We start from the raw sequence: 20,663 nt of genomic DNA, 5'->3' as shown, positions 1-20,663 counted from the left end.
CTTTTACGTCTAAATAATCAGAGTCGCTGGGTCAGTGAGAGAGAACAGAGGGGTTGGGGAATGTCGCTTTATCGTACGTTTACGGCTGCCGATGCCGTTGAATATGCCCGCCAATATGGGCAGGTGGCCGAACCGCAGGCGCTGGTGAGCGCCGACGAGATCGGTGACGGCAACCTGAACCTGGTGTTCAAGATCCGCGATCGCGAAGGCGTGAGTCGGGTGATCGTCAAACAGGCGCTGCCCTACGTGCGCTGCGTGGGCGAATCCTGGCCGCTGACGTTGGATCGGGCGCGCATCGAAGCGGAAACGCTGCTGGTCCACGGCAGTTTCTGCCCAAGGCATACGGTAAAAGTCTTGCATCACGATCCCGAATTGGCGGTGATGGTGCAGGAAGATCTCTCCGATCATCGCATCTGGCGCAGTGAACTGGTGCAGGGGAACTATCACCCGCTGGCGGCTGGGCAACTGGCGGAATACCTGGCGCAGACGCTGTTTCACACCTCCGATTTTTATCAGTCGGCGCAGCAGAAGAAGGCGGAAGTCAGCCGTTTCACCAACCCCGAGCTGTGCCAGATCACCGAAGATCTGTTCTTTACCGACCCCTATATCGACCATGAGCGCAATCAGTTCGAGGCGGCGCTGTTGCCGCAGGTGCAGGCGCTGCGTGAGGATGCGCCGCTGAAGCTGGCGGTCGCCGGCCTGAAACATCGTTTCCTCAGCAAAGCGGAGGCGCTGCTGCACGGCGATATTCACAGTGGTTCAATTTTCGTGGCGGAAGGGCGGTTGAAAGCGATCGACGCTGAATTCGGTTTCTACGGCCCGATCGGTTTCGATGTCGGCACTGCGTTAGGCAACTTGCTGCTCAACTATTGTGGCCAGCCGGGGCTGTTCGGGCCGCGCGACGCCGCCGCCGGACGCGAGCAGCGCCTGCAGGATGTGCGCGAGCTGTGGCTGATTTTCGCCGATCGCTTCCTGGCGCTGTGCCATCAGCAAAGCCGCGATGCGGCGCTGGCGACGCCGGGTTACGCCGAGCAGTTCCTGCAGCAGGTCTGGGCTGACGCAGTAGGGTACTGTGGCACCGAACTGATCCGGCGCACCATTGGCCTGGCGCACGTCGCCGATCTGGACAGCATCGCCGACGCCGACATGCGCCTCGACTGTCAGCGTCACGCCCTGGGATTGGGGCGCACGCTGATCGTCAATGCGCCGCAGATCGAGCATATCGATGCGCTGTTGGCGCGTATTCGCCAGCAGGGCTGAAAAGGCGGGTGCTCGTGGATCCTGCCTGACATCATCAGCCAACGGGCGGGGCGAACCCCGCCGTTGGGTTGCCTTACCGTTCGGATTCGTAAGCCAAAGTGGCCGCAACCTCCGAGTCTCCCAACCTGATGCGCAGTTCGCACAGCGAACCGCGGGTTAGCCAGATGAACGCGATCAGCGTCATACAGACGATCACCAGTTTAAGTACGACCCGTTTTTGCTGCATTTTTGACCTCCCTATCCTTGCCTTGCGGCGGGTAAGAGGCTAACCTGATGTTGCTTGGCATCAGAGTGGCCTCGGGTTGATAATATCGACTCGGGGCCTTTCTCTTTCTCTCCTTTGCCAAGGCTCCGGACAGAAAGATCCAGAGCACCCGCTGCGCAGTCTACTCGAACTTCCTTCCCGTGAAATCTGCCGTTGCGCCAACCTGCGGCGCGGTGCGCAGTTTGTGGTGCAAGAAAAGAAAAAGGGGCGATGATGATCGCCCCTTGGATGCGTGGAGTGGGAATTGGCGTTAAGCCGCTTCGGTCTGCTGTTGGCGCTTAGACTGCGCCGCCGGCTTTTCCGGCTTAGCGGCCGCCAGCGCATCCGGTGCAAAGTCGTCCACGTTGATGGAGCGCAGACGGCTCTCTTCGGCTTTCACCAGGATCTTCGCTTCGTCGGCGCTGATCTTGCCTTCTTCCAGCGCGCGTTCCGCCAAACGATCCAGACGGGTGAACGGCAGGTTTTTGCCGGCTGCCTTGCACAGGCGTTCGTGAATCGGCTCGGCGGCCATCACGTCGGCCAGCGCCGCTTCCAGCAGGCCGATTGGGTTATGTTCGCTCGGCGTCAGGTACTGACCGCGCCCCAGGCGGCTGCGGGTGGCGGAAGGCACCTGCAGGATCTTGGCCAACTGGTGATCCAGGCGATCGGACGGTGCGGTATGCACGCGGCCGAACGGGAAGACCACGAAGCGCATCGCGCCAGCGATAAAGCGGTTCGGGAAGTTGCGCAGCAGGTCATCCAGCGCCTGTTCGGCTTTATGCAGGCTGTCTTGCACGCCCCAATGCACCAGCGGCAGATCTTCTTTCTGACGGCCTTCGTCGTCAAAGCGTTTCAGCACGGCGGAAGCCAAATACATCTGGCTGAGGATATCCCCCAGGCGAGCGGAGATGCGCTCACGGCGCTTCAGGCTGCCGCCCAGCACGCCCATGGAAACGTCCGACAGCAGCGCCAGGTTGGCGCTCAGGCGGTTCAACTGCTGATAGTAACGACGGGTCGCATCCTTGGTCGGCGTGGCGCTGGTGCGGCCGTTGGTCAGGCCCAGCCAGAAGCTGCGTACCTTGTTGCTGCCGACGTGGCCCAAGTGGCCGAACAGCGATTTATCGAAGGCGTTCAGATCGTTGTTCTGTGCCGCTGCCATTTCATCCAGCACATAAGGATGGCAGCGGATTGCGCCCTGGCCGAAGATCATCATGGTGCGGGTCAGGATGTTCGCGCCTTCCACCGTGATGGCGATCGGTGCGCCCTGATAGGCTCGAGCCAGGAAGTTGGATTCGCCCAGCATGATGCCTTTACCGCCGGCGATGTCCATGGCGTCAACGATCGACTGCTGGCCGCGGTGTGTACAGTGGTATTTGACGATGGCCGACAGCACGGCCGGTTTCTCGCCCTGCACCAGCGCGTAGGTGATCAGCGAAGCGGCGGCGTCCATCACATAGGTGTTGCCGGCGATGCGTGCCAACGGCTCTTCGATCCCCTCCATCTTGCCGATGGAGATCTTGAACTGACGGCGAATGTGCGCGTAGGCGCCGGTCGCCAGGGCGATGGATTTCAGGCTGCCGGTAGAGTTGGACGGCAGGGTGATGCCGCGGCCGACCGACAGGCACTCAACCAGCATGCGCCAGCCCTGGCCGGCCATTTTCGGCCCGCCGATGATGTAATCTATCGGCACGAACACGTCGGTGCCGCGGGTTGGGCCGTTCTGGAACGGCACGTTCAGCGGGAAGTGACGGTTGCCGATTTCCACGCCCGGCGTGCTGGTTGGGATCAGCGCACAGGTGATGCCCGGGGATTCGTTGTCGCTCAGCAGGCGATTCGGGTCATGCAGTTTGAACGCTAGGCCCAGTACGGTAGCGACCGGCGCCAGCGTGATGTAGCGCTTGTTCCAGGTCAGGCGCATGCCCAGTACCTGCTTGCCTTGCCATTCGCCCATGCACACGGTGCCGACGTCTGGAATGGCACCGGCATCGGAGCCCGCTTCCGGGCTGGTCAGCGCGAAGCAAGGAATTTCGTCGCCGCGCGCCAGGCCCGGCAGATAGTGGTTTTTCTGTTCTTCGGTACCGTAGTGCTGCAGCAGTTCGCCCGGGCCGAGGGAGTTTGGCACGCCGACGGTGATCGCCAGGATGCCGGAAACGCCGGCCAGTTTTTGCAGCACCATCGCCTGAGCGTAAGGTGAGAATTCCAGACCGCCGTACTCTTTCTTGATGATCATCGCGAAGAAACGGTGTTCTTTCAGGTACGCCCAGAGTTCAGGCGGCAGATCGGCCAGTTCGTGGGTGATCTGGAAGTCGTTGGCCATGCGGCAGGCTTCTTCCACCGGGCCGTCGATAAACGCCTGCTCTTCTTCCGTCAGGCGCGGTTTCGGGTAGCTGTGCAGCTTGTTCCAGTCCGGCGCGCCGCGGAACAGATCGCCTTCCCACCAGGTGGTACCGGCGTCGATCGCTTCCTTCTCGGTGGTGGACATCGGCGGCATCACCTTGCGGAAGGCGCGCAGCGCCGGCGCGGAGAGCAGGGAACGGCGTACAGAGGAAAGGTTCAGCGGCAGCAGCACGATCGCCAGCGGCAGCAACAGCCAGAAGCTCCACAGGCCGATAGCACCCATGGCGGCAGTGTACGCCACCAGGATCAGGCTGCTGAGGGTAAGGTTCACTCGGTGGTAGAACACCACGCCGAGGAGAGCCAGGAAAACGACGATACTAAGAACCATCATAAGAAGCTCCGAAGTAGTAAGAGGTCTGACCTGTTGTGTGTATGTAATAGGTTTTAGTACAAGGCAGAATTTTTATCAATGCGTTTACAGTTTAATTACAACTCAGGTCACAAACTGACAGCACCAATCATCAAAAACCTCTCCGCTTCCTTAACTGGCGCGCTGTTTGGCTGAGAATGCTTCTCGCTGTTTCCGCGATCCGGTACACTGCGAAGCGGAAGATTTGACGATAACAAGAGGTTCCTCATGTACCACGACCTTATTCGCAGTGAACTGAACGAAGCAGCTGATACCCTGGCGAAATTTATCAATGACGACGCCAACATCGACGCCATCCAACGTGCGGCGGTGCTGCTGGCGGATTCCTTCAAAGCCGGCGGTAAAGTGATTTCCTGCGGCAACGGCGGTTCCCATTGCGACGCGATGCACTTCGCCGAAGAGCTGACCGGCCGCTACCGCGAAAACCGCCCGGGCTACCCGGCAATTGCCATCTCGGACGTGAGCCACCTGTCCTGCGTCAGCAACGACTTCGGTTATGAGTATGTGTTCTCGCGCTATGTGGAAGCGGTGGGCCGCGAAGGCGACGTGCTGCTGGGCATTTCTACTTCCGGCAACTCCGGCAACATCATCAAGGCCATCGACGCGGCGCGTGCCAAGGGGATGAAAGTGATCACCCTGACCGGCAAGGACGGCGGCAAGATGGCGGGTTCCGCCGATGTGGAAATTCGCGTGCCGCACTTCGGCTACGCCGACCGCATTCAGGAAATCCACATCAAAGCGATTCACATCTTGATTCAGCTGATCGAAAAAGAGATGGTTAAGGCTTGATAGCCTTCGGGGAGCTGCGGCTCCCCATGAATAAGACGGCGGACGCCGCATGGTGCGTCCGCACAGCCTGTGTCAGTGTGGTTAAGGAGTGCTGGCGATGTGTGAACTGCTCGGGATGAGCGCAAACGTACCGACCGATATCTGCTTCAGCTTTACCGGCCTGGTACAGCGCGGCGGCCGCACCGGGCCGCATAAGGATGGCTGGGGCATTACCTTCTATGAAGGGAACGGCTGCCGCACATTCAAGGATCCGCAGCCGAGCTTCAACTCGCCGATCGCCCGCCTGGTGCAGGACTATCCGATCAAGTCTTGCGCGGTGGTGTCCCATATTCGCCAGGCCAACCGCGGCGAAGTGGCGCTGGAAAACACCCATCCGTTCACCCGTGAACTGTGGGGCCGCAACTGGACTTACGCGCACAACGGCCAATTAAAAGGCTATCGTCAGCTGGATACCGGCACGTTCCGCCCGGTCGGCCAGACCGACAGCGAATACGCGTTCTGCTGGCTGCTGCATCAGCTGGCGCTGAAATACCCGCGCACCCCGAGCCAATGGCCGGCGGTCTTCCGCTATATCGGCCTGTTGGCGAACCAGCTGCGCAAGAAAGGGGTGTTCAACATGCTGTTGTCGGACGGGCGCTTCGTGATGGCCTATTGCTCCACCAACCTGTATTGGATCACGCGCCGCGCGCCGTTCGGTAAGGCGACGTTACTGGATCAGGATGTGGAGATCGATTTTCAGCAGCAGACCACACCGAACGATGTGGTCACGGTGATCGCCACCCAACCGCTGACCGCCAACGAAACCTGGCACAAGATTGAGCCAGGCGAGTTCGCGTTATTTCACTTCGGTGAGCGGCTTGTTCTGAGCGAAGGGATTGGTGTTGGGCGTCGGGCTGGCTGACGCGTACTGCGTCATCTGGCCGCTGCTCATCAACGGTTGACCCAGCACATACTGGCCGTTGTCTACGGTCATCATCGGCGGCTGGTGGTTCTTCGCGAAGTAATCGTAACCCGGCTTCAGCTGGCGCCAGAAGGCGATATAGCTGGATGACGCATGGCGCTTGAGGTTTTGCTCGGTCATGCGGAACGGATAGATGCTGATATCGACGCGGCTTTGGCCATAGGCAAAAGCAGCTTCGACGTAGCGATAGATCTCATCCATATAGGTGTTGGTCATCGCGTAACAGCCGATCGATTTACATTCGCCGTGGATCATCAGATAAGCGCCGGAATAGCCCTGCGATTTATCGTAATCGTTAGGGAAACCGATATTGATCGCCCGATAATACTTGCTGTCGGGTTTCAGATGGCGTGCGTCAACGCTATAAAAGCCTTCCGGACTTTTAAAGTCGCCTTCACGACGTTTAGGACCCAGCCCGCCGGAGAAATTACAGATCGGGAACGTGTTGACCAGGCGGAATTCATTGCCCATTTTGGCATACAATTCCAGCTTGCGTTCCTCTTTGAAGATCTGAATATAGACCGGCGAACCCAATAATTGCTGTTTAACTACCGGTGCTTCGGGTACCTGCTCGCTGGCGCTGCAGGCCGTGATCATCGGCATAGAAACAAGCATCGCAAACAACAGCGCGATTTTGCTCATTATTATTCCTGCTTATATTTATCTGCCGGCGCAATTGAGGTTGGCCAACATGCCACTGATTATTGTTTTTACTGCTGCAAAACACCGCCAGATTACCAGCGCGTTTATTTTTAGCAATACGTGATATGTATAAAAAAACGACAAAGCTCGATAAAAGTGAAATGACCGGCAGATTTTAACGATAAGTAGTGAAAAACAGGCGAAATTTAATTGCGTTTGCTTGACCCAAGTCACGACGTAACGCAGAACAATGTTGCGAACAATGTTAATATTCTCTCTTCAATTTAACGCGCTGTGGCGATTGAAGCGGCAAGAGTTATTGCATATAACCCGGCCGTTTTGATGGTTATTTGGCTACATGCCGTTAACACATCGACTGTCGCGCAAACAACGGAAAGGGGGATTCAAGGGAATGCGCGTTACCCCAGTTTTTCACTGCGAGAAAGTTCATGTTGGGCGTGCCGTTGTGCGCACTGCCCGGCAATCCTGGCATCGTCAGCACCCGCCTCTGGGGCCGGTCAGACGTGTAAACCCAACTACATCGTATAAATCCTATGATTAAGATCAGAAAAGGGTTAGATCTGCCGATAGCCGGAGCCCCGGTTCAGGCGATCCAAGATGGCCCGAACATTCAGCATGTCGCCCTGCTTGGGGAAGAGTATATCGGAATGCGCCCCTCCATGCTGGTGCAGGAAGGCGATACCGTTAAGAAAGGCCAGGCGTTGTTCGAAGATAAGAAAAACCCCGGGGTTTTCTTCACGGCTCCCGCCAGCGGCCGCATCGTCGCGATTAACCGCGGCGAGCGGCGCGTATTGCAATCGGTGGTGATTGCGCTGGAAAACGGCGGCGACGATCAGCTCGAGTTTGCGCACTACCCGCAGGGGGAATTGGCCCAGTTGCCACGCGAACAGGTCGAGAGCGAACTGATCGCCAGTGGCCTGTGGACCGCACTGCGCACCCGCCCGTTCAGTAAAACGCCAAGCCCCGGCAGCGAACCGCGCGCCATTTTCGTCACCGCGATGGATACCCAACCGTTGGCCGCCGATCCGCAGGTGATCATCGCCGAGCAGCAGGCGGCGTTCAACGCCGGGCTGGTGGTCTTGGCACGCCTGACGGCGGGCAAGGTGCACGTATGTCACGCCGCCGGCGCCTCCGTTGGCCAGCAGAGCGGCCCGCAGATCGCCTACAGTGAATTTGCCGGCCCGCATCCCGCCGGGCTGGTGGGCACCCACATTCACTTCCTTGAACCGGTTAGCCTGAAGAAAATCGTTTGGCACATCGGCTACCAGGACGTCATCGCCATCGGCACGCTGTTCACCACCGGTAAGCTCGATACCCGCCGGGTCGTGGCGCTGGCCGGGCCGCAGGTGGCGCAGCCGGCGCTGCTGCGCACCCGCCTGGGGGCCAGCCTCGAGGAGCTGACCGCCGGCCGCCTGAAAGACGGCGAGAACCGGGTGATCTCCGGTTCGGTGCTGAACGGCATGCACGCCGCCGGGCCGAACGCCTGGCTCGGCCGTTTCCACTCGCAGGTGTCGGTGCTGGAAGAAGGGCGCGACAAAGAGCTGTTCGGCTGGATCGTGCCGTCGCCGAACAAGTTCTCCATTACCCGCACCACGCTGGGCCACTTCCTGAAGAACAAACTGTTCGCCTTCTCGACCACCACTAACGGCGGCGAACGCGCCATGGTGCCGATCGGCAACTACGAGCGGGTGATGCCGCTGGACATTTTGCCGACGCTGCTGCTGCGCGATTTGCTGGCGGGCGACAGCGACAGTGCGCAGGCGCTGGGCTGCCTGGAGCTGGACGAGGAAGATCTGGCGTTGTGCACCTTCGTTTGCCCCGGCAAGTATGAGTACGCGCCGGTGCTGCGCGAGGTGCTGACCAAGATTGAGCAGGAAGGATAACCGATGGGCCTGAAGAATTATTTTGAGAAGATAGAGCATCACTTCACGCCGGGCGGCAAACTGGAAAAGTGGTACCCGCTGTATGAAGCGACCACCACGGTGTTTTATACCCCCGGCACGGTGACGCGCGGCGCTTCGCACGTGCGTGACGCCATCGATTTGAAACGCATGATGATCCTGGTGTGGCTGGCGGTGTTCCCGGCGATGTTCTGGGGCATGTTCAACGTTGGCCAGCAGGCGATCCCGGCGCTGCACCATCTGTACAGCGGCGACGCGCTGCAACAGGTGCTGGCGGGCGACTGGCATTATCGTCTGGCGCAGTGGCTAGGCGCCTCGCTGGCGGCCGACGCCGGCTGGGTCAGCAAGATGGTGCTGGGCGCCTGTTACTTCCTGCCGATATACGCCGTGGTGTTTGTCGTCGGCGGCTTCTGGGAGGTGCTGTTCGCCATTATCCGCAAGCATGAGGTTAACGAAGGCTTCTTCGTCACTTCAATCCTGTTTGCGCTGATCGTGCCGCCGACCCTGCCGCTGTGGCAGGCCGCGCTGGGCATCACCTTCGGTGTGGTGGTGGCCAAAGAGATCTTCGGCGGCACCGGGCGCAACTTCCTCAACCCGGCGCTGGCCGGCCGCGCCTTCCTGTTCTTCGCCTATCCGGCGCAGATCTCCGGCGATTTGGTGTGGACCTCCGCGGACGGTTTCTCCGGCGCGACGCCGCTGGCGCAGTGGAGTGCAGGCGGGGCGCACAGCCTGAGCAACGTGGCCACCGGCCAGTCCATCAGCTGGCTGGACGCCTTCCTCGGCAACATTCCCGGCTCCATCGGTGAAGTCTCCACGCTGATGATCCTGATCGGCGGGGCGATTATCCTGTTCGGCCGCGTGGCCTCCTGGCGCATCGTCGCCGGCGTGATGCTCGGCATGGTGGCTTCTGCACTGTTGTTCAACGCCATCGGTTCGGACACCAACCCGATGTTCGCCATGCCGTGGTACTGGCACCTGGTGCTGGGCGGCTTCGCCTTCGGCATGATCTTTATGGCGACCGACCCGGTTTCCGCCTCCTTCACCAATAAGGGGAAATGGTGGTACGGCATTCTGATCGGCGTGATGTGCGTGCTGATCCGGGTGGTCAACCCCGCCTATCCGGAAGGCATGATGCTGGCGATCCTGTTCGCCAACCTGTTCGCACCGCTGTTCGATTACCTGGTGGTGCAGGCCAACATCAAGCGGAGAAAAGCCCGTGGCGAATGAAGCGAAAAACGACGGCATCGGTAAAACGCTGCTGGTAGTGCTGCTGCTGTGTCTGGTGTGTTCAGTGGTGGTGGCGGGCTCCGCCGTCGGCCTGAAGTCCAAACAGCAGGAGCAAAAGCTGCTCGATAAGCAGCGTAATATTCTCGACGTAGCCGGCCTGTTGCAGCCGAAAATGGAGAGCGAGCAGGTCAAGCGTCTGTACAGCGAGCGCATCGAACCGCGCCTGGTGGATCTGAACAGCGGCGAGTTTGTCGCTGGCAAGGCGGCGGCGTTCGATCTGGGCGCCGCGCTGCGCGACGACGCCAAAAGCGTGGCGTTGCCCGCGGGCGACGATCCGGCCGGTATCAAACGCCGTAGCAACCAGGCGGAAATCTACCTGGTGCGCGACGAAAGCGGCCAGGTGAACAAGCTTGTGCTGCCGGTATACGGCACCGGCCTGTGGTCGATGATGTACGCCTTCGTGGCGCTGGATAACGACGGCAATACGGTCAAGGGCATCACCTACTACGACCAGGGGGAAACCCCAGGGCTGGGCGGTGAGGTCGAGAATCCGTCCTGGCGCCAGCAGTGGGTCGGTAAACAGCTGTTCGACGACAACGGCCAGCCGGCGATCCGCGTGGTGAAAGGCGGCGCACGTCAGGGGGATGTGCACGGAGTGGACGGCCTATCCGGCGCCACGCTGACCTCCAACGGTGTGCAGCATACGTTTGATTTCTGGTTGGGCGAGCACGGCTTCGGCCCGTTCCTGAAAAAAGTTCGTGAAGGAGCGCTGAAAAATGGCTGATTCCAAAGAGATAAAGCGGGTCCTGCTGGGGCCGCTGTTCGACAATAACCCGATCGCCCTGCAGGTGTTGGGCGTCTGTTCTGCGTTGGCGGTGACCACCAAGCTGGAGACGGCGGTGGTGATGACCATTGCGGTGACGCTGGTGACCGCGTTCTCCAGCTTCTTCATCTCGCTGATCCGTCACCATATTCCCAACAGCGTGCGCATCATCGTGCAGATGGCGATCATCGCCTCGCTGGTGATCGTGGTCGATCAGCTGTTGCGCGCCTATGCGTTCGAGATCTCCAAGCAGCTGTCGGTGTTCGTCGGCCTTATCATCACCAACTGCATCGTGATGGGGCGCGCCGAAGCCTACGCCATGAAATCGCCGCCGATCGAGAGCTTTATGGACGGCATCGGCAACGGGCTGGGTTACGGGGTGATCCTGGTGCTGGTCGGTTTCCTGCGCGAGCTGATTGGCTCCGGCAAGCTGTTCGGCGTCCCGGTGCTGGAAACGGTGCAGAACGGCGGCTGGTACCAGCCGAACGGCCTGTTCCTGCTTGCGCCGAGCGCGTTCTTCATCATCGGCCTGCTGATCTGGGTGCTGCGCACCCTGAAGCCGGCGCAGATCGAAAAGGAGTAAAGGCCGATGGAACACTATATCAGCCTGTTTGTGCGCGCGGTGTTCGTCGAGAACATGGCGCTGGCGTTCTTCCTCGGGATGTGTACCTTCCTGGCGGTGTCGAAGAAGGTCTCGACCGCCTTTGGCCTGGGCATCGCGGTGACCATCGTGCTCGGCATTTCGGTGCCGGTGAACAACCTGGTCTACAACCTGATCCTGCGCGACGGCGCGCTGGTGGAAGGCGTCGATCTGAGCTTCCTCAACTTCATCACCTTCATCGGCGTGATCGCGGCGCTGGTACAGATTTTGGAGATGATCCTCGATCGCTTCTTCCCGTCGCTGTATAACGCGCTCGGCATCTTCCTGCCGCTCATCACCGTGAACTGCGCCATCTTTGGCGGCGTGTCCTTCATGGTGCAGCGCGACTATAACTTCGCCGAGTCGGTGGTGTACGGCTTTGGTTCCGGCACCGGCTGGATGCTGGCGATCGTCGCCATGGCGGGGATCCGCGAAAAACTCAAGTATGCCAACGTGCCGGCAGGGCTGCGCGGCCTGGGCATTACCTTTATCACCACCGGACTGATGGCGCTGGGCTTCATGTCCTTCTCCGGTGTTCAGTTGTAAAGGCGGGAAGAATTTATGGAAATTATTTTAGGCGTAGCAATGTTCACCACCATCGTGATGGTGCTGGTGTTGCTGATCCTGTTCGCCAAATCGAAGCTGGTGAACACCGGCGACATCGCGGTGGAAATCAACGGCGATCTGGATAAGAGCTTCCATGCGCCGGCGGGCGACAAGCTGCTCAACGTGCTCTCCAGCCAGGGGATCTTCGTCTCCTCGGCCTGCGGCGGCGGCGGTTCCTGCGGCCAGTGCCGGGTGGTGATCAAAGAGGGCGGCGGCGATATCCTGCCGACCGAGCTTTCGCACATCAACAAGCGCGAAGCGAAAGAAGGGTGCCGCCTGGCGTGCCAGGTGAACGTGAAGCAGAACCTGAAGATCGAGCTGCCGGAAGAGATCTTCGGCGTGAAGAAATGGGAGTGCGAGGTTATCTCCAACGATAACAAAGCCACCTTTATCAAAGAGCTGAAGCTGAAGATCCCCGATGGCGAGGACGTGCCGTTCCGCGCGGGCGGCTTTATCCAGATCGAAGCACCGGCGCACGACATCAGCTACGCCGACTTCGACGTGCCGCAGGAGTATCGCGGCGACTGGGACAAGTTCAACCTGTTCCGCTACCGCTCGACGGTGAACGACACCACGGTGCGCGCCTACTCGATGGCCAACTACCCGGAAGAGAAGGGCATCATCATGCTCAACGTGCGTATCGCCACGCCGCCGCCGAACAATCCGGACGTGCCGCCGGGCATCATGTCTTCCTATATCTGGTCGCTGAAAGCCGGTGATAAGGTGACCATCTCCGGGCCGTTCGGCGAGTTCTTCGCCAAGGACACCGACGCCGAAATGATCTTCATCGGCGGCGGCGCGGGCATGGCGCCGATGCGTTCGCACATCTTCGACCAGCTCAAGCGCCTGAACTCGAAGCGCAAGATCACCTTCTGGTACGGCGCGCGTTCGCTGCGCGAGATGTTCTATGAAGACGACTTCAACCAGCTGCAGGCGGAGAACGAAAACTTCACCTGGCACGTGGCGCTGTCGGATCCGCAGCCGGAAGATAACTGGACCGGCTACACCGGCTTTATCCATAATGTTCTGCTGGAGAACTACCTGAGGAACCACCCGGCACCGGAGGACTGCGAGTTTTACATGTGCGGGCCGCCGATGATGAACGCCGCGGTGATCAAGATGCTCAAAGATCTGGGCGTCGAAGACGAAAACATCATGCTGGATGACTTTGGTGGCTAAATTGCGCGCATTGGCGATGAAGAACTGGCTGACGGGTGTGGCGCTGAGCGCCACCCTGCTGCTGACCGGCTGCGGGCCGGAACAGGTGGACCTGATGGGTAAAACCATGGGCACCTCGTATTCGATCCGTTACGTGACCGGCGAAGATACGCCGTCGGCGCGCGAGATGCAGGCGGAGATCGACAAACGGCTGGAGCAGGTGAACGATCAGATGTCCACCTACCGGCCGGATTCCGAGCTGAGCCGCTTCAACGCCAGCCGCGACATTGACCGGCCGTTCCCGGTTTCGCCGGCCACCGCCGAAGTGGTGCGCGAAGCGCTGCGCATCAACCGCGTCACCGACGGTGCGCTGGACGTGACCGTCGGGCCGCTGGTCAACCTGTGGGGCTTCGGCCCGGAAGGGCGGCCGGACAAAGTGCCGAGCGAGGCGGAGCTGGAGCACCGCCGCGCCTGGACCGGCGCCGACAAACTGTCGGTGCAGGGCAGCGCGCTGGTGAAAAGCATCCCCGAGCTGTATGTCGATCTGTCGTCGATCGCCAAAGGGTATGGCGTGGACGTGGTGGCGGAATATCTGCAGTCCCGGCATGTGAAGAACTACATGGTGGATATCGGCGGCGAGGTGCGCACGCGCGGGCATAACGGCGAGCAAAAGCCGTGGCGCATCGCCATCGAGCGCCCGACCGCCGGTACGCAACAGCAGGCGCAGCTGGTGATCCAGCCGGGGGAGATGTCGATCGCTACCTCGGGTGACTATCGCAACTACTTCGAGCAGGACGGGGTGCGCTATTCGCACACCATCGATCCGGTCACCGGCCGACCCATTCACCACCGTTTGGTGTCGATCACCGTGCTGAGCCCGACCTGCATGACCGCCGACGGCCTGTCCACCGGCCTGAACGTGATGGGGCCGGAGCGCGGCCTGGCGCTGGCCAACCTGCTCGGTATCCCGGTGTTCATGATCGTGAAAACCGCCGACGGGTTTGAGGAGCGTTACTCAGACGCGTTCAAGCCCTATCTGAAAAAGCGTTCGTGAGGTTGCTATGTTGACGGTATTCGCCGCTACTTTCGTGTTGTTTCTGCTGATCGTCGGCGGCATGTCGCTGGGCTATGTGTTCAAACGCAAAAGCCTGCAGGGCAGCTGCGGCGGCATCACCGCGCTGGGCATGGAGAAAGTCTGCGACTGCCCGGAGCCGTGCGATGCGCGCAAAAAGCGCGAAGCCAAAGCGGCGCAGCGGCGCGAGCAGTTGGAAAAGCACCGTATTCTGTAGCGAAAACCCGGCCTTGGCCGGGTTTTTTATTTCGCCTTGCGGAAGCTTTTCGCCTCGGCCGGCGAGTTGACCATCACGCCGTCAGCGCCCAGCGCCAGCGCCTGCTGATATTCCTGCGGCGAGTTGACGCCGAACAGGATAATGTGCGCCGGGCCCTGCGAGCGGAAACAGTCCATCGACTCTTTATCCCAGGTCAGAAACGCCTTCGAACGCCCTTCGCCGAGGGTATATTTCTCCACCACTTCCACCTCGCGCTTCAGCTCCAGCCCGTACCAGCGCGGCTGCCGGTTGTCCGGTTTGACGTCGCACTGGTGCGCCATGGTGACGTTGGCCAGCAGCGTGCGGGTTTCGTCGCGGCTTTCAAAGCGCGGGATGGCCGGCGGCAGCGCCTGCAGGTATTTGGCGTCGGTAGAGTAGACGCGGATGCGGTTCAGGCTGTCGGTGCTTTGCAACGTCGCCAGCAGCGTTTGGCCAAACTGCGCCGGATCGGCGTCCGGGGATTTGATGTCCAGATAAAAAGTGACGTGCGGAAACGCTTTAAGCACGTCGTCGAGCCGTGGAATGCCGATACCCTGGCCGCGGAACGGGTGTGCGTCACCCTTGGCGAAGGCCCAACCGGCGTCGGTCTCGGCCAGCTGCGCGGCGGTATAGGCAGAAACAGGACCCTGCCGGTTGGTCAGCGCTTTCAGGTCCGAGGGGCGATACAGCACGATGATGCCGTCTTTGGATGCTTGCAGGGTGATCCAGATGGCGTCGGCGCCGTTTTTCAGCGCGGTTTCGATGGCGATGCGAGTGTTTTCCGGCGCATCGGCGGTGCCGCCGCGATGGGCGACGATCGCCGGCGCATGACCGGCGGCGGCGCTGGCCGCCAGCGCGCTCAGCGACAGCGCGGAAGCCAGCAGCAAATGAGAAAATCTGATCATGTAGGGTACCTTGTCGTTATCGTTGTGGTGAGCCGCACGGGATGGCGGAAATCATACTATTGAAAAATTAAGCTTTTTTAACAACGCGGAAATATCTGTCAGAAACGCCGCTTTCCTCGAGCTCTGAGGCCTTGAGCTTTTGGTGCCTGGCTGTATACTTATACAGTATTGTTGGAGGGTGCGATGCGTAAAATCATTCATGTCGATATGGACTGCTTCTTCGCGGCAGTGGAGATGCGCGACGATCCCAGCCTGCGCGATATCCCGCTGGCGATTGGCGGTAGCGCCGATCGCCGCGGGGTGATCAGCACCGCCAACTACCCGGCGCGGCGCTACGGCGTGCACAGTGCCATGTCCACGGCGATGGCGCTCAAACTGTGCCCGCATCTCACCCTGCTGCCGGGGCGCATGGCGGCCTACAAAGAAGCTTCGCTGCACATCCGCGAAATCTTCGCCCGCTATACCTCGTTGATCGAGCCGCTTTCGCTCGACGAGGCCTACCTCGACGTGACCGACAGCCCGCAATGCAACGGTTCGGCGACGCTGATCGCCCAGGAAATCCGTCAGGCGATCGCCGACGAGCTGAACCTCACCGCGTCGGCCGGCATCGCGCCAATCAAGTTTCTCGCTAAAATCGCCTCCGAGATGAACAAGCCGAACGGGCAATACGTGATCACGCCGGCGCAGGTGCCGGCGTTTTTGCAGCAGCTGCCGCTCAGCAAGATCCCCGGCGTCGGCAAGGTGACCGCCAAGCGGCTGGAGGAAGTGGGGCTTATCACCTGCGCCGACGTGCAGCAATACGATTTGGCGCAGCTGCTCAAGCGCTTCGGCAAGTTCGGCCGGGTGCTGTGGGAGCGCTGTCAGGGCATCGATCGGCGCGAAATCTCTCCTGAGCGGCTGCGCAAATCGGTGGGGGTGGAGCGCACGCTGGCGGAGGATATTCACGACTGGGAAGACTGCGAAACGCTGATTATCGACAAACTCTATCCCGAGCTGGAGATGCGGCTGCGCAAGGTGAAGCCGGATCTGCACATCGCCCGGCAGGGCGTGAAGCTGAAGTTTCAGGATTTTCAGCAAACCACCCAGGAGCACGTGTTCCCGGTGCTGAACCGGCAGGATTTGCTGGAGGTGGCGCGGCAGGCGTGGCGCGAGCGGCGCGAAGGGCGCGGCGTGCGGCTGGTGGGGTTGCATGTGACGCTGCTCGATCCGCAGCTGGAGCGGCAGCTGGCGCTGTCGTGGGAATAAAAAAGCCGGCGGTCGCCGGCTTTTTGCGTTAAGCGTGCAGATTACGCGCGCTCAGGGATTGCTTTCAGCAACGAGGTCAGCAGCTTCCAGTACAGGCCGACGCTTTCGATATGCACCTGCTCATCCGGCGAATGCGGGCCGGTGATGGTTGGCCCGATCGATACCATGTCCATGTTTGGATATGGCTTTTTGAACAGACCGCATTCCAGACCGGCGTGGATCACCATGATGTTCGGCGTCTTGTCGAACAGATCCTGATACAGCTCGCGCACCAGGTGCATCACCGGCGAGTCGGCGTCCGGCTGCCAGCCCGGGTAGCCGCCCTTCGGCGCCACTTTAGCGCCGGCCAGCTGGCCCAACGCGGTCAGCATCTCGACCACGTAGTCTTTGCCACTGTCGATCAGGGAGCGGATCAGGCAGATGATTTCCGCTTCGTTTTCGCTGGTGGTGACCACGCCGACGTTCAGCGAGGTTTCCACCACGCCTTTCACCGCGTCGCTCATGCGGATCACGCCGTTCGGCGTGCCGTTCAGCAGCGCCAGGAAGCGCTGCTGGCTGTCGGCGCTCAGCGCCAGCGAAGCGCTGGTGGTCGGCTCCAACAGCACGGTGATGTTCTTCTCTTTGGCGGAGAGTTCGTTCTGCAGCACGGCCAGGAACTCCTGGCTCAGCGCTTTCAGTACGTCGGCCTTGTCCGCCGGCACCGCTACCACCGCGGAGGCTTCACGCGGGATGGCGTTGCGCAGGGTGCCGCCGTTCAGGTCCAGCACGCGCAGGTTCAGCGCCGCCGCATGGGCGAACAGGAAGCGCGCCAGCAGTTTGTTGGCGTTGCCCAGCCCGACGTGGATCTCGGCGCCGGAATGGCCGCCTTTCAGGCCCTTGAGGGTCAGCTTCAGGGTTTGGTAACCGGCCGGCACCGCTTCGCGCTGCAGCGGCAGGGTGGTGATGAAGTCGATACCGCCGGCGCAACCCATGTAGATTTCGCCTTCTTCTTCGGAATCGGTATTGATCAGGATATCCGCCTGCAGCCAGTTCGGCTGCAGCCCGAAGGCGCCGTCCATACCCGCTTCTTCGGTCATGGTCAGCAGCACTTCCAGCGGGCCGTGCTCAACGCTGTCGTCGGCCAGCACCGCCAGGGCGGAGGCCATGCCGATGCCGTTGTCGGCGCCCAGCGTGGTGCCGCGTGCTTTCACCCACTCGCCGGCGATATAAGGCTGGATCGGATCCTTGGCGAAGTCGTGCACGGTGTCGTTATTCTTTTGCGGCACCATGTCCAGGTGCGCCTGCAGTGCGACCGGCTTGCGGTTTTCCATGCCTTTGGTGGCCGGCTTGCGCAGCAGGATATTGCCGACCTGATCACGCTCGGCGTGCAGGTTCTTTTCTTTGGCCCAGGTGAGGATGTGCTGCGCCAGCGCTTCTTCATGATAAGAAGGGTGCGGGATAGAACAGATCTTGGCGAAAATATCCCACAGCGGCTGTGGCGAAAGCTGAGACAATTCAGACACTATAAGTCTCCTGTGACGGCAGGCTCCGACAGGACGGGCATGCCGCGCGGTTAAGGTGAGCGGGTATCTGTGCGTCGTGGCACGATCGTCAGAGAATATCACTTTATTTCCGGCGGTGCGCCCCCCGTATTGTGCGGTTTAAGCGCTTGATCACATGGCTTCGCTGCGGGAACGCTCGCTTTTTCAGCATCAATCACCGAAAAGCCGCCCGGCGGAAATCGCGAGGTTTTCCTCGGTACAGCTGGAATTCAACGCGGCCAGTCTCTATAATCTCGCGCAACCTTTTTTCCCCTGAACTACAAATAAGCCGCTTCACCGCCGGCTGGGACACGATTCTATGAGCGAAAAATACGTTGTTACCTGGGATATGCTGCAAATGCACGCACGCAAGCTGGCGCACCGCCTGCTGCCTGCCGACAAATGGACAGGCATCATTGCCGTAAGCCGCGGCGGTCTGGTACCGGCGGGCCTGCTGGCGCGCGAACTGGGCATCCGCTATGTGGATACCGTCTGCATTTCCAGCTATGACCATGACAACCAACGCGAAATGAAAGTGCTCAAGCGCGCCGAAGGCGACGGTGAAGGCTTCATCGTGGTGGACGATCTGGTGGATACCGGCGGCACCGCGAAAGCGATCCGCGACATGTACCCGAAAGCGCATTTCGTCACCATCTTCGCCAAGCCGGCGGGCCGTCCGCTGGTGGACGACTACGAAGTCGACATCCCGCAGGATACCTGGATCGAACAGCCGTGGGACATGGGCGTCAGCTTCGTTCCCCCGATCGGCGGTCGCTAAGTCCAGCCAGTTCCAGCCCAACGCCCGGTTATGCCGGGCGTTTGCGTTATCTTGGTTTATCCCGCCAGAGTTAGGTACACTACCTCCAGTTAAGTAGGCCTTTTGCGGCCTATCGCCAGATTTACGGAGGCTGTTGTTACCATGGCACAGGCCAACCTTTCTGAAATTCTTTTCAAGCCCAAATTCAAACACCCTGAAACCTCGACGCTGGTGCTGCGCGCGCGCAACAAAGTGAGCGCCGCCATGCATTCCGCATTGGAAGGCGACACCACCGGCAGCTGGTATCGCATGCTGAATCCGTTGCTGTGGGCCTGGCGCGGCGTCAGCCCGATCGAAATCCACGAAGTGCTGGCGCGCATCGCCGCCTCGGACGCCGAGCGCAGCAATCCGCAGCGGCTGGATACCGTGGTGGGCTACCGCAACGGCAACTGGATCTACGAGTGGATCCATCAGGGCATGCAGTGGCAGCAGCGGGCGACGGAACAGCAGGATCCGCTGCTCGGCGGCGAGTACTGGCTGAAGGCCGCGAGCCTGTACAGCATCGCCGGTTACCCGCACCTGAAGGGCGACGAGCTGGCCGAACAGGCGGAGATGCTCGCCAACCGCGCTTACGAAGAGGCGGCGCTGTTGCTGCCGTATCAGCTGAAAGAGCTGGAGTTCCGCATCGAAGGCGGCGGCAGCGTCACCGGTTTCCTGCACATGCCGGAGAAGGGCGAGGCGCCGTTCCCGACGGTGCTGATGTGCGGCAGCCTCGATACGCTGCAGACCGACTATCATCGCCTGTTCCGCGACTACCTGGCGCCGCACGGCATCGCCATGCTGACGCTCGATATGCCGTCGATCGGTTCTTCGTGCAAATGGAAGCTGACGCAGGACTCCAGCTACCTGCACCAACAGGTGCTGATCCAGCTGGCCTCGGTGCCGTGGGTGGATCATCAGCGGGTGAGCGCCTTCGGCTTCCGCTTCGGCGCCAACGTGGCGGTGCGGCTGGCCTATCTGGAGCCGCAGCGGCTGCGCGGCGTAGCCTGCCTGGGGCCGGTGGTGCATCGCCTGCTGTGCGACAGCAGCACCCAGTTGAACGTGCCGGACATGTATATGGACGTGCTGGCCAGCCGCATGGGCATGGCTAACGCCTCGGACAACGTGCTGAAGGTGGAGCTGAACAGCTATTCGCTGAAAATGCAGGGGCTGCTGGGGCGCCGTTGCCCGACGCCGATGATCTCCGGCTACTGGGAGCGCGATACGCTCAGTCCGAAAGAGGAGTCGCAGCTGATCGTCACCTCCTCGGTGAGCGGCAAGCTGGTCGCCATCCCGCGCACCCCGGTGTACGACAGCTTCCACCGGGCGTTGCTGCAGATGTCCGGTTGGCTGAGGGACAAAATGCGTTAATTAGTTGCTAAATTTTAACAGTTTGTTAAAAAGAGTGGTCTACATTGAGGAGGTTAGAGAATGACGTTACCGAGTGGTCACCCTAAAAGCCGACTAATGAAACGTTTTGCCAGCTTGGGGCCGTACCTGCGTGAAGGGCAATGTGAAAACGACCGTTTTTTCTTTGATTGTTTGGCCGTCTGCGTCAATGTAAAGCCCGCTCCGGAGAAGCGTGAGTTCTGGGGCTGGTGGATGGAGCTGCAGGCGGAAGAGGCGCGCTTCACCTATTCGTACCAATTCGGCCTGTTCGACAAGGAAGGCGACTGGACGGCGCAAAACATTAAGGATGATGAAGTAAACGCCAAGCTGGAAGACACCCTGCGCGACTTCCATCGCCGCCTGGGCGAGCTGCTGGCGACCATGGAACTGGGGCTGGAACCCGCCGACGATTTCAAAGAAAAACTGATCAAACTCTCCGCCTGACCCCGTTTGACCACGTAT

At 60.4% G+C, this 20,663-nt stretch carries 20 protein-coding genes; 15 read left to right on the top strand and 5 right to left on the bottom strand.

The features are described from left to right. Positions 1–60 precede the first annotated feature (60 nt). Entirely contained in the window at positions 61–1,260 is a 1,200-nt protein-coding gene (mtnK, locus tag ACJ8HA_RS13210) for an S-methyl-5-thioribose kinase (protein WP_197812893.1), read from the top strand. A gap of 73 nt (positions 1,261–1,333) precedes the next feature. Here mtnK and ACJ8HA_RS13205 read toward each other — a convergent pair whose 3' ends face one another. Continuing rightward, a complete protein-coding gene (locus tag ACJ8HA_RS13205; protein WP_004930217.1) occupies positions 1,334–1,486 on the bottom strand; it encodes a Hok/Gef family protein in 153 nt (50 codons plus the stop codon). Between the two features lie 289 nt (positions 1,487–1,775). After that, positions 1,776–4,232 carry an acyl-CoA dehydrogenase FadE gene (fadE, locus tag ACJ8HA_RS13200; protein ID WP_025301664.1) on the bottom strand — a complete coding sequence of 819 codons (2,457 nt, stop codon included), beginning with the start codon at positions 4,230–4,232 and terminating at the stop codon, positions 1,776–1,778. Between the two features lie 246 nt (positions 4,233–4,478). Here fadE and lpcA point away from each other — a divergent pair, with 246 nt between their 5' ends. Both lpcA and ACJ8HA_RS13190 read left to right on the top strand, forming a co-directional pair. Then, positions 4,479–5,060, top strand: coding sequence for a D-sedoheptulose 7-phosphate isomerase (gene lpcA, locus ACJ8HA_RS13195; RefSeq protein ID WP_004930220.1), 582 nt, complete (start codon positions 4,479–4,481; stop codon positions 5,058–5,060). Positions 5,061–5,157: 97 nt separating this feature from the next. Then, positions 5,158–5,961, top strand: coding sequence for a class II glutamine amidotransferase (locus tag ACJ8HA_RS13190; RefSeq protein WP_025301665.1), 804 nt, complete (start codon positions 5,158–5,160; stop codon positions 5,959–5,961). On the opposite strand, the gene dpaA is transcribed toward ACJ8HA_RS13190, so the two are convergent. Continuing rightward, a complete protein-coding gene (gene dpaA / locus ACJ8HA_RS13185) occupies positions 5,896–6,663 on the bottom strand; it encodes a peptidoglycan meso-diaminopimelic acid protein amidase (protein WP_025301666.1) in 768 nt (255 codons plus the stop codon). The two genes, ACJ8HA_RS13190 and dpaA, sit on opposite strands and share 66 nt — an antisense overlap. 554 nt (positions 6,664–7,217) lie before the next feature. Here dpaA and ACJ8HA_RS13180 point away from each other — a divergent pair. Genes ACJ8HA_RS13180 through nqrM form a run of 8 tightly spaced genes read left to right on the top strand, consistent with a single transcriptional unit; the run spans position 7,218 to position 14,328 of the window. Continuing rightward, the gene (locus tag ACJ8HA_RS13180) at positions 7,218–8,567 is read left to right on the top strand and encodes a Na(+)-translocating NADH-quinone reductase subunit A (RefSeq protein ID WP_043135525.1); all 1,350 of its coding nucleotides are present in this window, start codon (positions 7,218–7,220) and stop codon (positions 8,565–8,567) included. 3 nt (positions 8,568–8,570) lie between these two features. Beyond that, positions 8,571–9,812 (top strand): NADH:ubiquinone reductase (Na(+)-transporting) subunit B, encoded by a 1,242-nt coding sequence (locus tag ACJ8HA_RS13175; protein ID WP_197812892.1) that lies wholly within the window; start codon positions 8,571–8,573, stop codon positions 9,810–9,812. Then, positions 9,802–10,596: a Na(+)-translocating NADH-quinone reductase subunit C gene (locus ACJ8HA_RS13170; RefSeq protein ID WP_025301668.1), complete on the top strand. Its 795-nt coding sequence runs from the start codon at positions 9,802–9,804 to the stop codon at positions 10,594–10,596. The genes ACJ8HA_RS13175 and ACJ8HA_RS13170 overlap by 11 nt, the downstream gene beginning before the upstream one ends. Beyond that, the gene (locus ACJ8HA_RS13165) at positions 10,589–11,218 is read left to right on the top strand and encodes an NADH:ubiquinone reductase (Na(+)-transporting) subunit D (protein WP_004930232.1); all 630 of its coding nucleotides are present in this window, start codon (positions 10,589–10,591) and stop codon (positions 11,216–11,218) included. Before ACJ8HA_RS13170 ends, ACJ8HA_RS13165 begins: the two co-directional genes overlap by 8 nt. 6 nt (positions 11,219–11,224) lie before the next feature. Next, complete coding sequence (gene nqrE, locus ACJ8HA_RS13160) at positions 11,225–11,821, top strand: NADH:ubiquinone reductase (Na(+)-transporting) subunit E (protein WP_004930235.1); 597 nt, start codon at positions 11,225–11,227, stop codon at positions 11,819–11,821. A 15-nt stretch (positions 11,822–11,836) separates the two neighbouring features. Continuing rightward, positions 11,837–13,060 (top strand): NADH:ubiquinone reductase (Na(+)-transporting) subunit F, encoded by a 1,224-nt coding sequence (gene nqrF, locus ACJ8HA_RS13155; protein ID WP_043135532.1) that lies wholly within the window; start codon positions 11,837–11,839, stop codon positions 13,058–13,060. After that, positions 13,044–14,093 carry an FAD:protein FMN transferase gene (locus ACJ8HA_RS13150; protein WP_442515363.1) on the top strand — a complete coding sequence of 350 codons (1,050 nt, stop codon included), beginning with the start codon at positions 13,044–13,046 and terminating at the stop codon, positions 14,091–14,093. The genes nqrF and ACJ8HA_RS13150 overlap by 17 nt, the downstream gene beginning before the upstream one ends. Positions 14,094–14,100: 7 nt before the next feature. After that, the gene (gene nqrM, locus ACJ8HA_RS13145; RefSeq protein WP_016928987.1) at positions 14,101–14,328 is read left to right on the top strand and encodes a (Na+)-NQR maturation NqrM; all 228 of its coding nucleotides are present in this window, start codon (positions 14,101–14,103) and stop codon (positions 14,326–14,328) included. Positions 14,329–14,354: 26 nt separating this feature from the next. Here the strand turns inward: nqrM and ACJ8HA_RS13140 are convergent, their stop codons facing one another. Then, entirely contained in the window at positions 14,355–15,251 is an 897-nt protein-coding gene (locus ACJ8HA_RS13140) for a glycerophosphodiester phosphodiesterase family protein (RefSeq protein WP_049206249.1), read from the bottom strand. Between the two features lie 183 nt (positions 15,252–15,434). Here ACJ8HA_RS13140 and dinB point away from each other — a divergent pair, with 183 nt between their 5' ends. Next, positions 15,435–16,496 carry a DNA polymerase IV gene (gene dinB / locus ACJ8HA_RS13135; protein ID WP_049208688.1) on the top strand — a complete coding sequence of 354 codons (1,062 nt, stop codon included), beginning with the start codon at positions 15,435–15,437 and terminating at the stop codon, positions 16,494–16,496. Positions 16,497–16,537: 41 nt separating this feature from the next. Here the strand turns inward: dinB and pepD are convergent, their stop codons facing one another. After that, positions 16,538–17,998, bottom strand: a complete 1,461-nt coding sequence (pepD, locus tag ACJ8HA_RS13130) for a beta-Ala-His dipeptidase (RefSeq protein ID WP_025301673.1) — start codon at positions 17,996–17,998, stop codon at positions 16,538–16,540. Positions 17,999–18,335: 337 nt separating this feature from the next. Between pepD and gpt the strand changes: the two genes are divergently transcribed. The 3 genes from gpt (at position 18,336) to crl (ending at position 20,645) form a co-directional block, all read left to right on the top strand. After that, on the top strand, positions 18,336–18,794 hold the full coding sequence (gpt, locus tag ACJ8HA_RS13125) for a xanthine phosphoribosyltransferase (protein ID WP_025301674.1): 459 nt from the start codon (positions 18,336–18,338) through the stop codon (positions 18,792–18,794). Between the two features lie 141 nt (positions 18,795–18,935). Continuing rightward, complete coding sequence (gene frsA, locus ACJ8HA_RS13120) at positions 18,936–20,183, top strand: esterase FrsA (protein ID WP_021504999.1); 1,248 nt, start codon at positions 18,936–18,938, stop codon at positions 20,181–20,183. Positions 20,184–20,243: 60 nt separating this feature from the next. Further along, positions 20,244–20,645, top strand: coding sequence for a sigma factor-binding protein Crl (gene crl / locus ACJ8HA_RS13115; protein ID WP_004930258.1), 402 nt, complete (start codon positions 20,244–20,246; stop codon positions 20,643–20,645). Positions 20,646–20,663: the final 18 nt, after the last annotated feature.

Source organism: Serratia sp. CY33802, from assembly GCF_052169095.1.
GTDB lineage: Bacteria > Pseudomonadota > Gammaproteobacteria > Enterobacterales > Enterobacteriaceae > Serratia > Serratia bockelmannii.
This window is presented reverse-complemented; position numbering and strand designations above follow the sequence as displayed.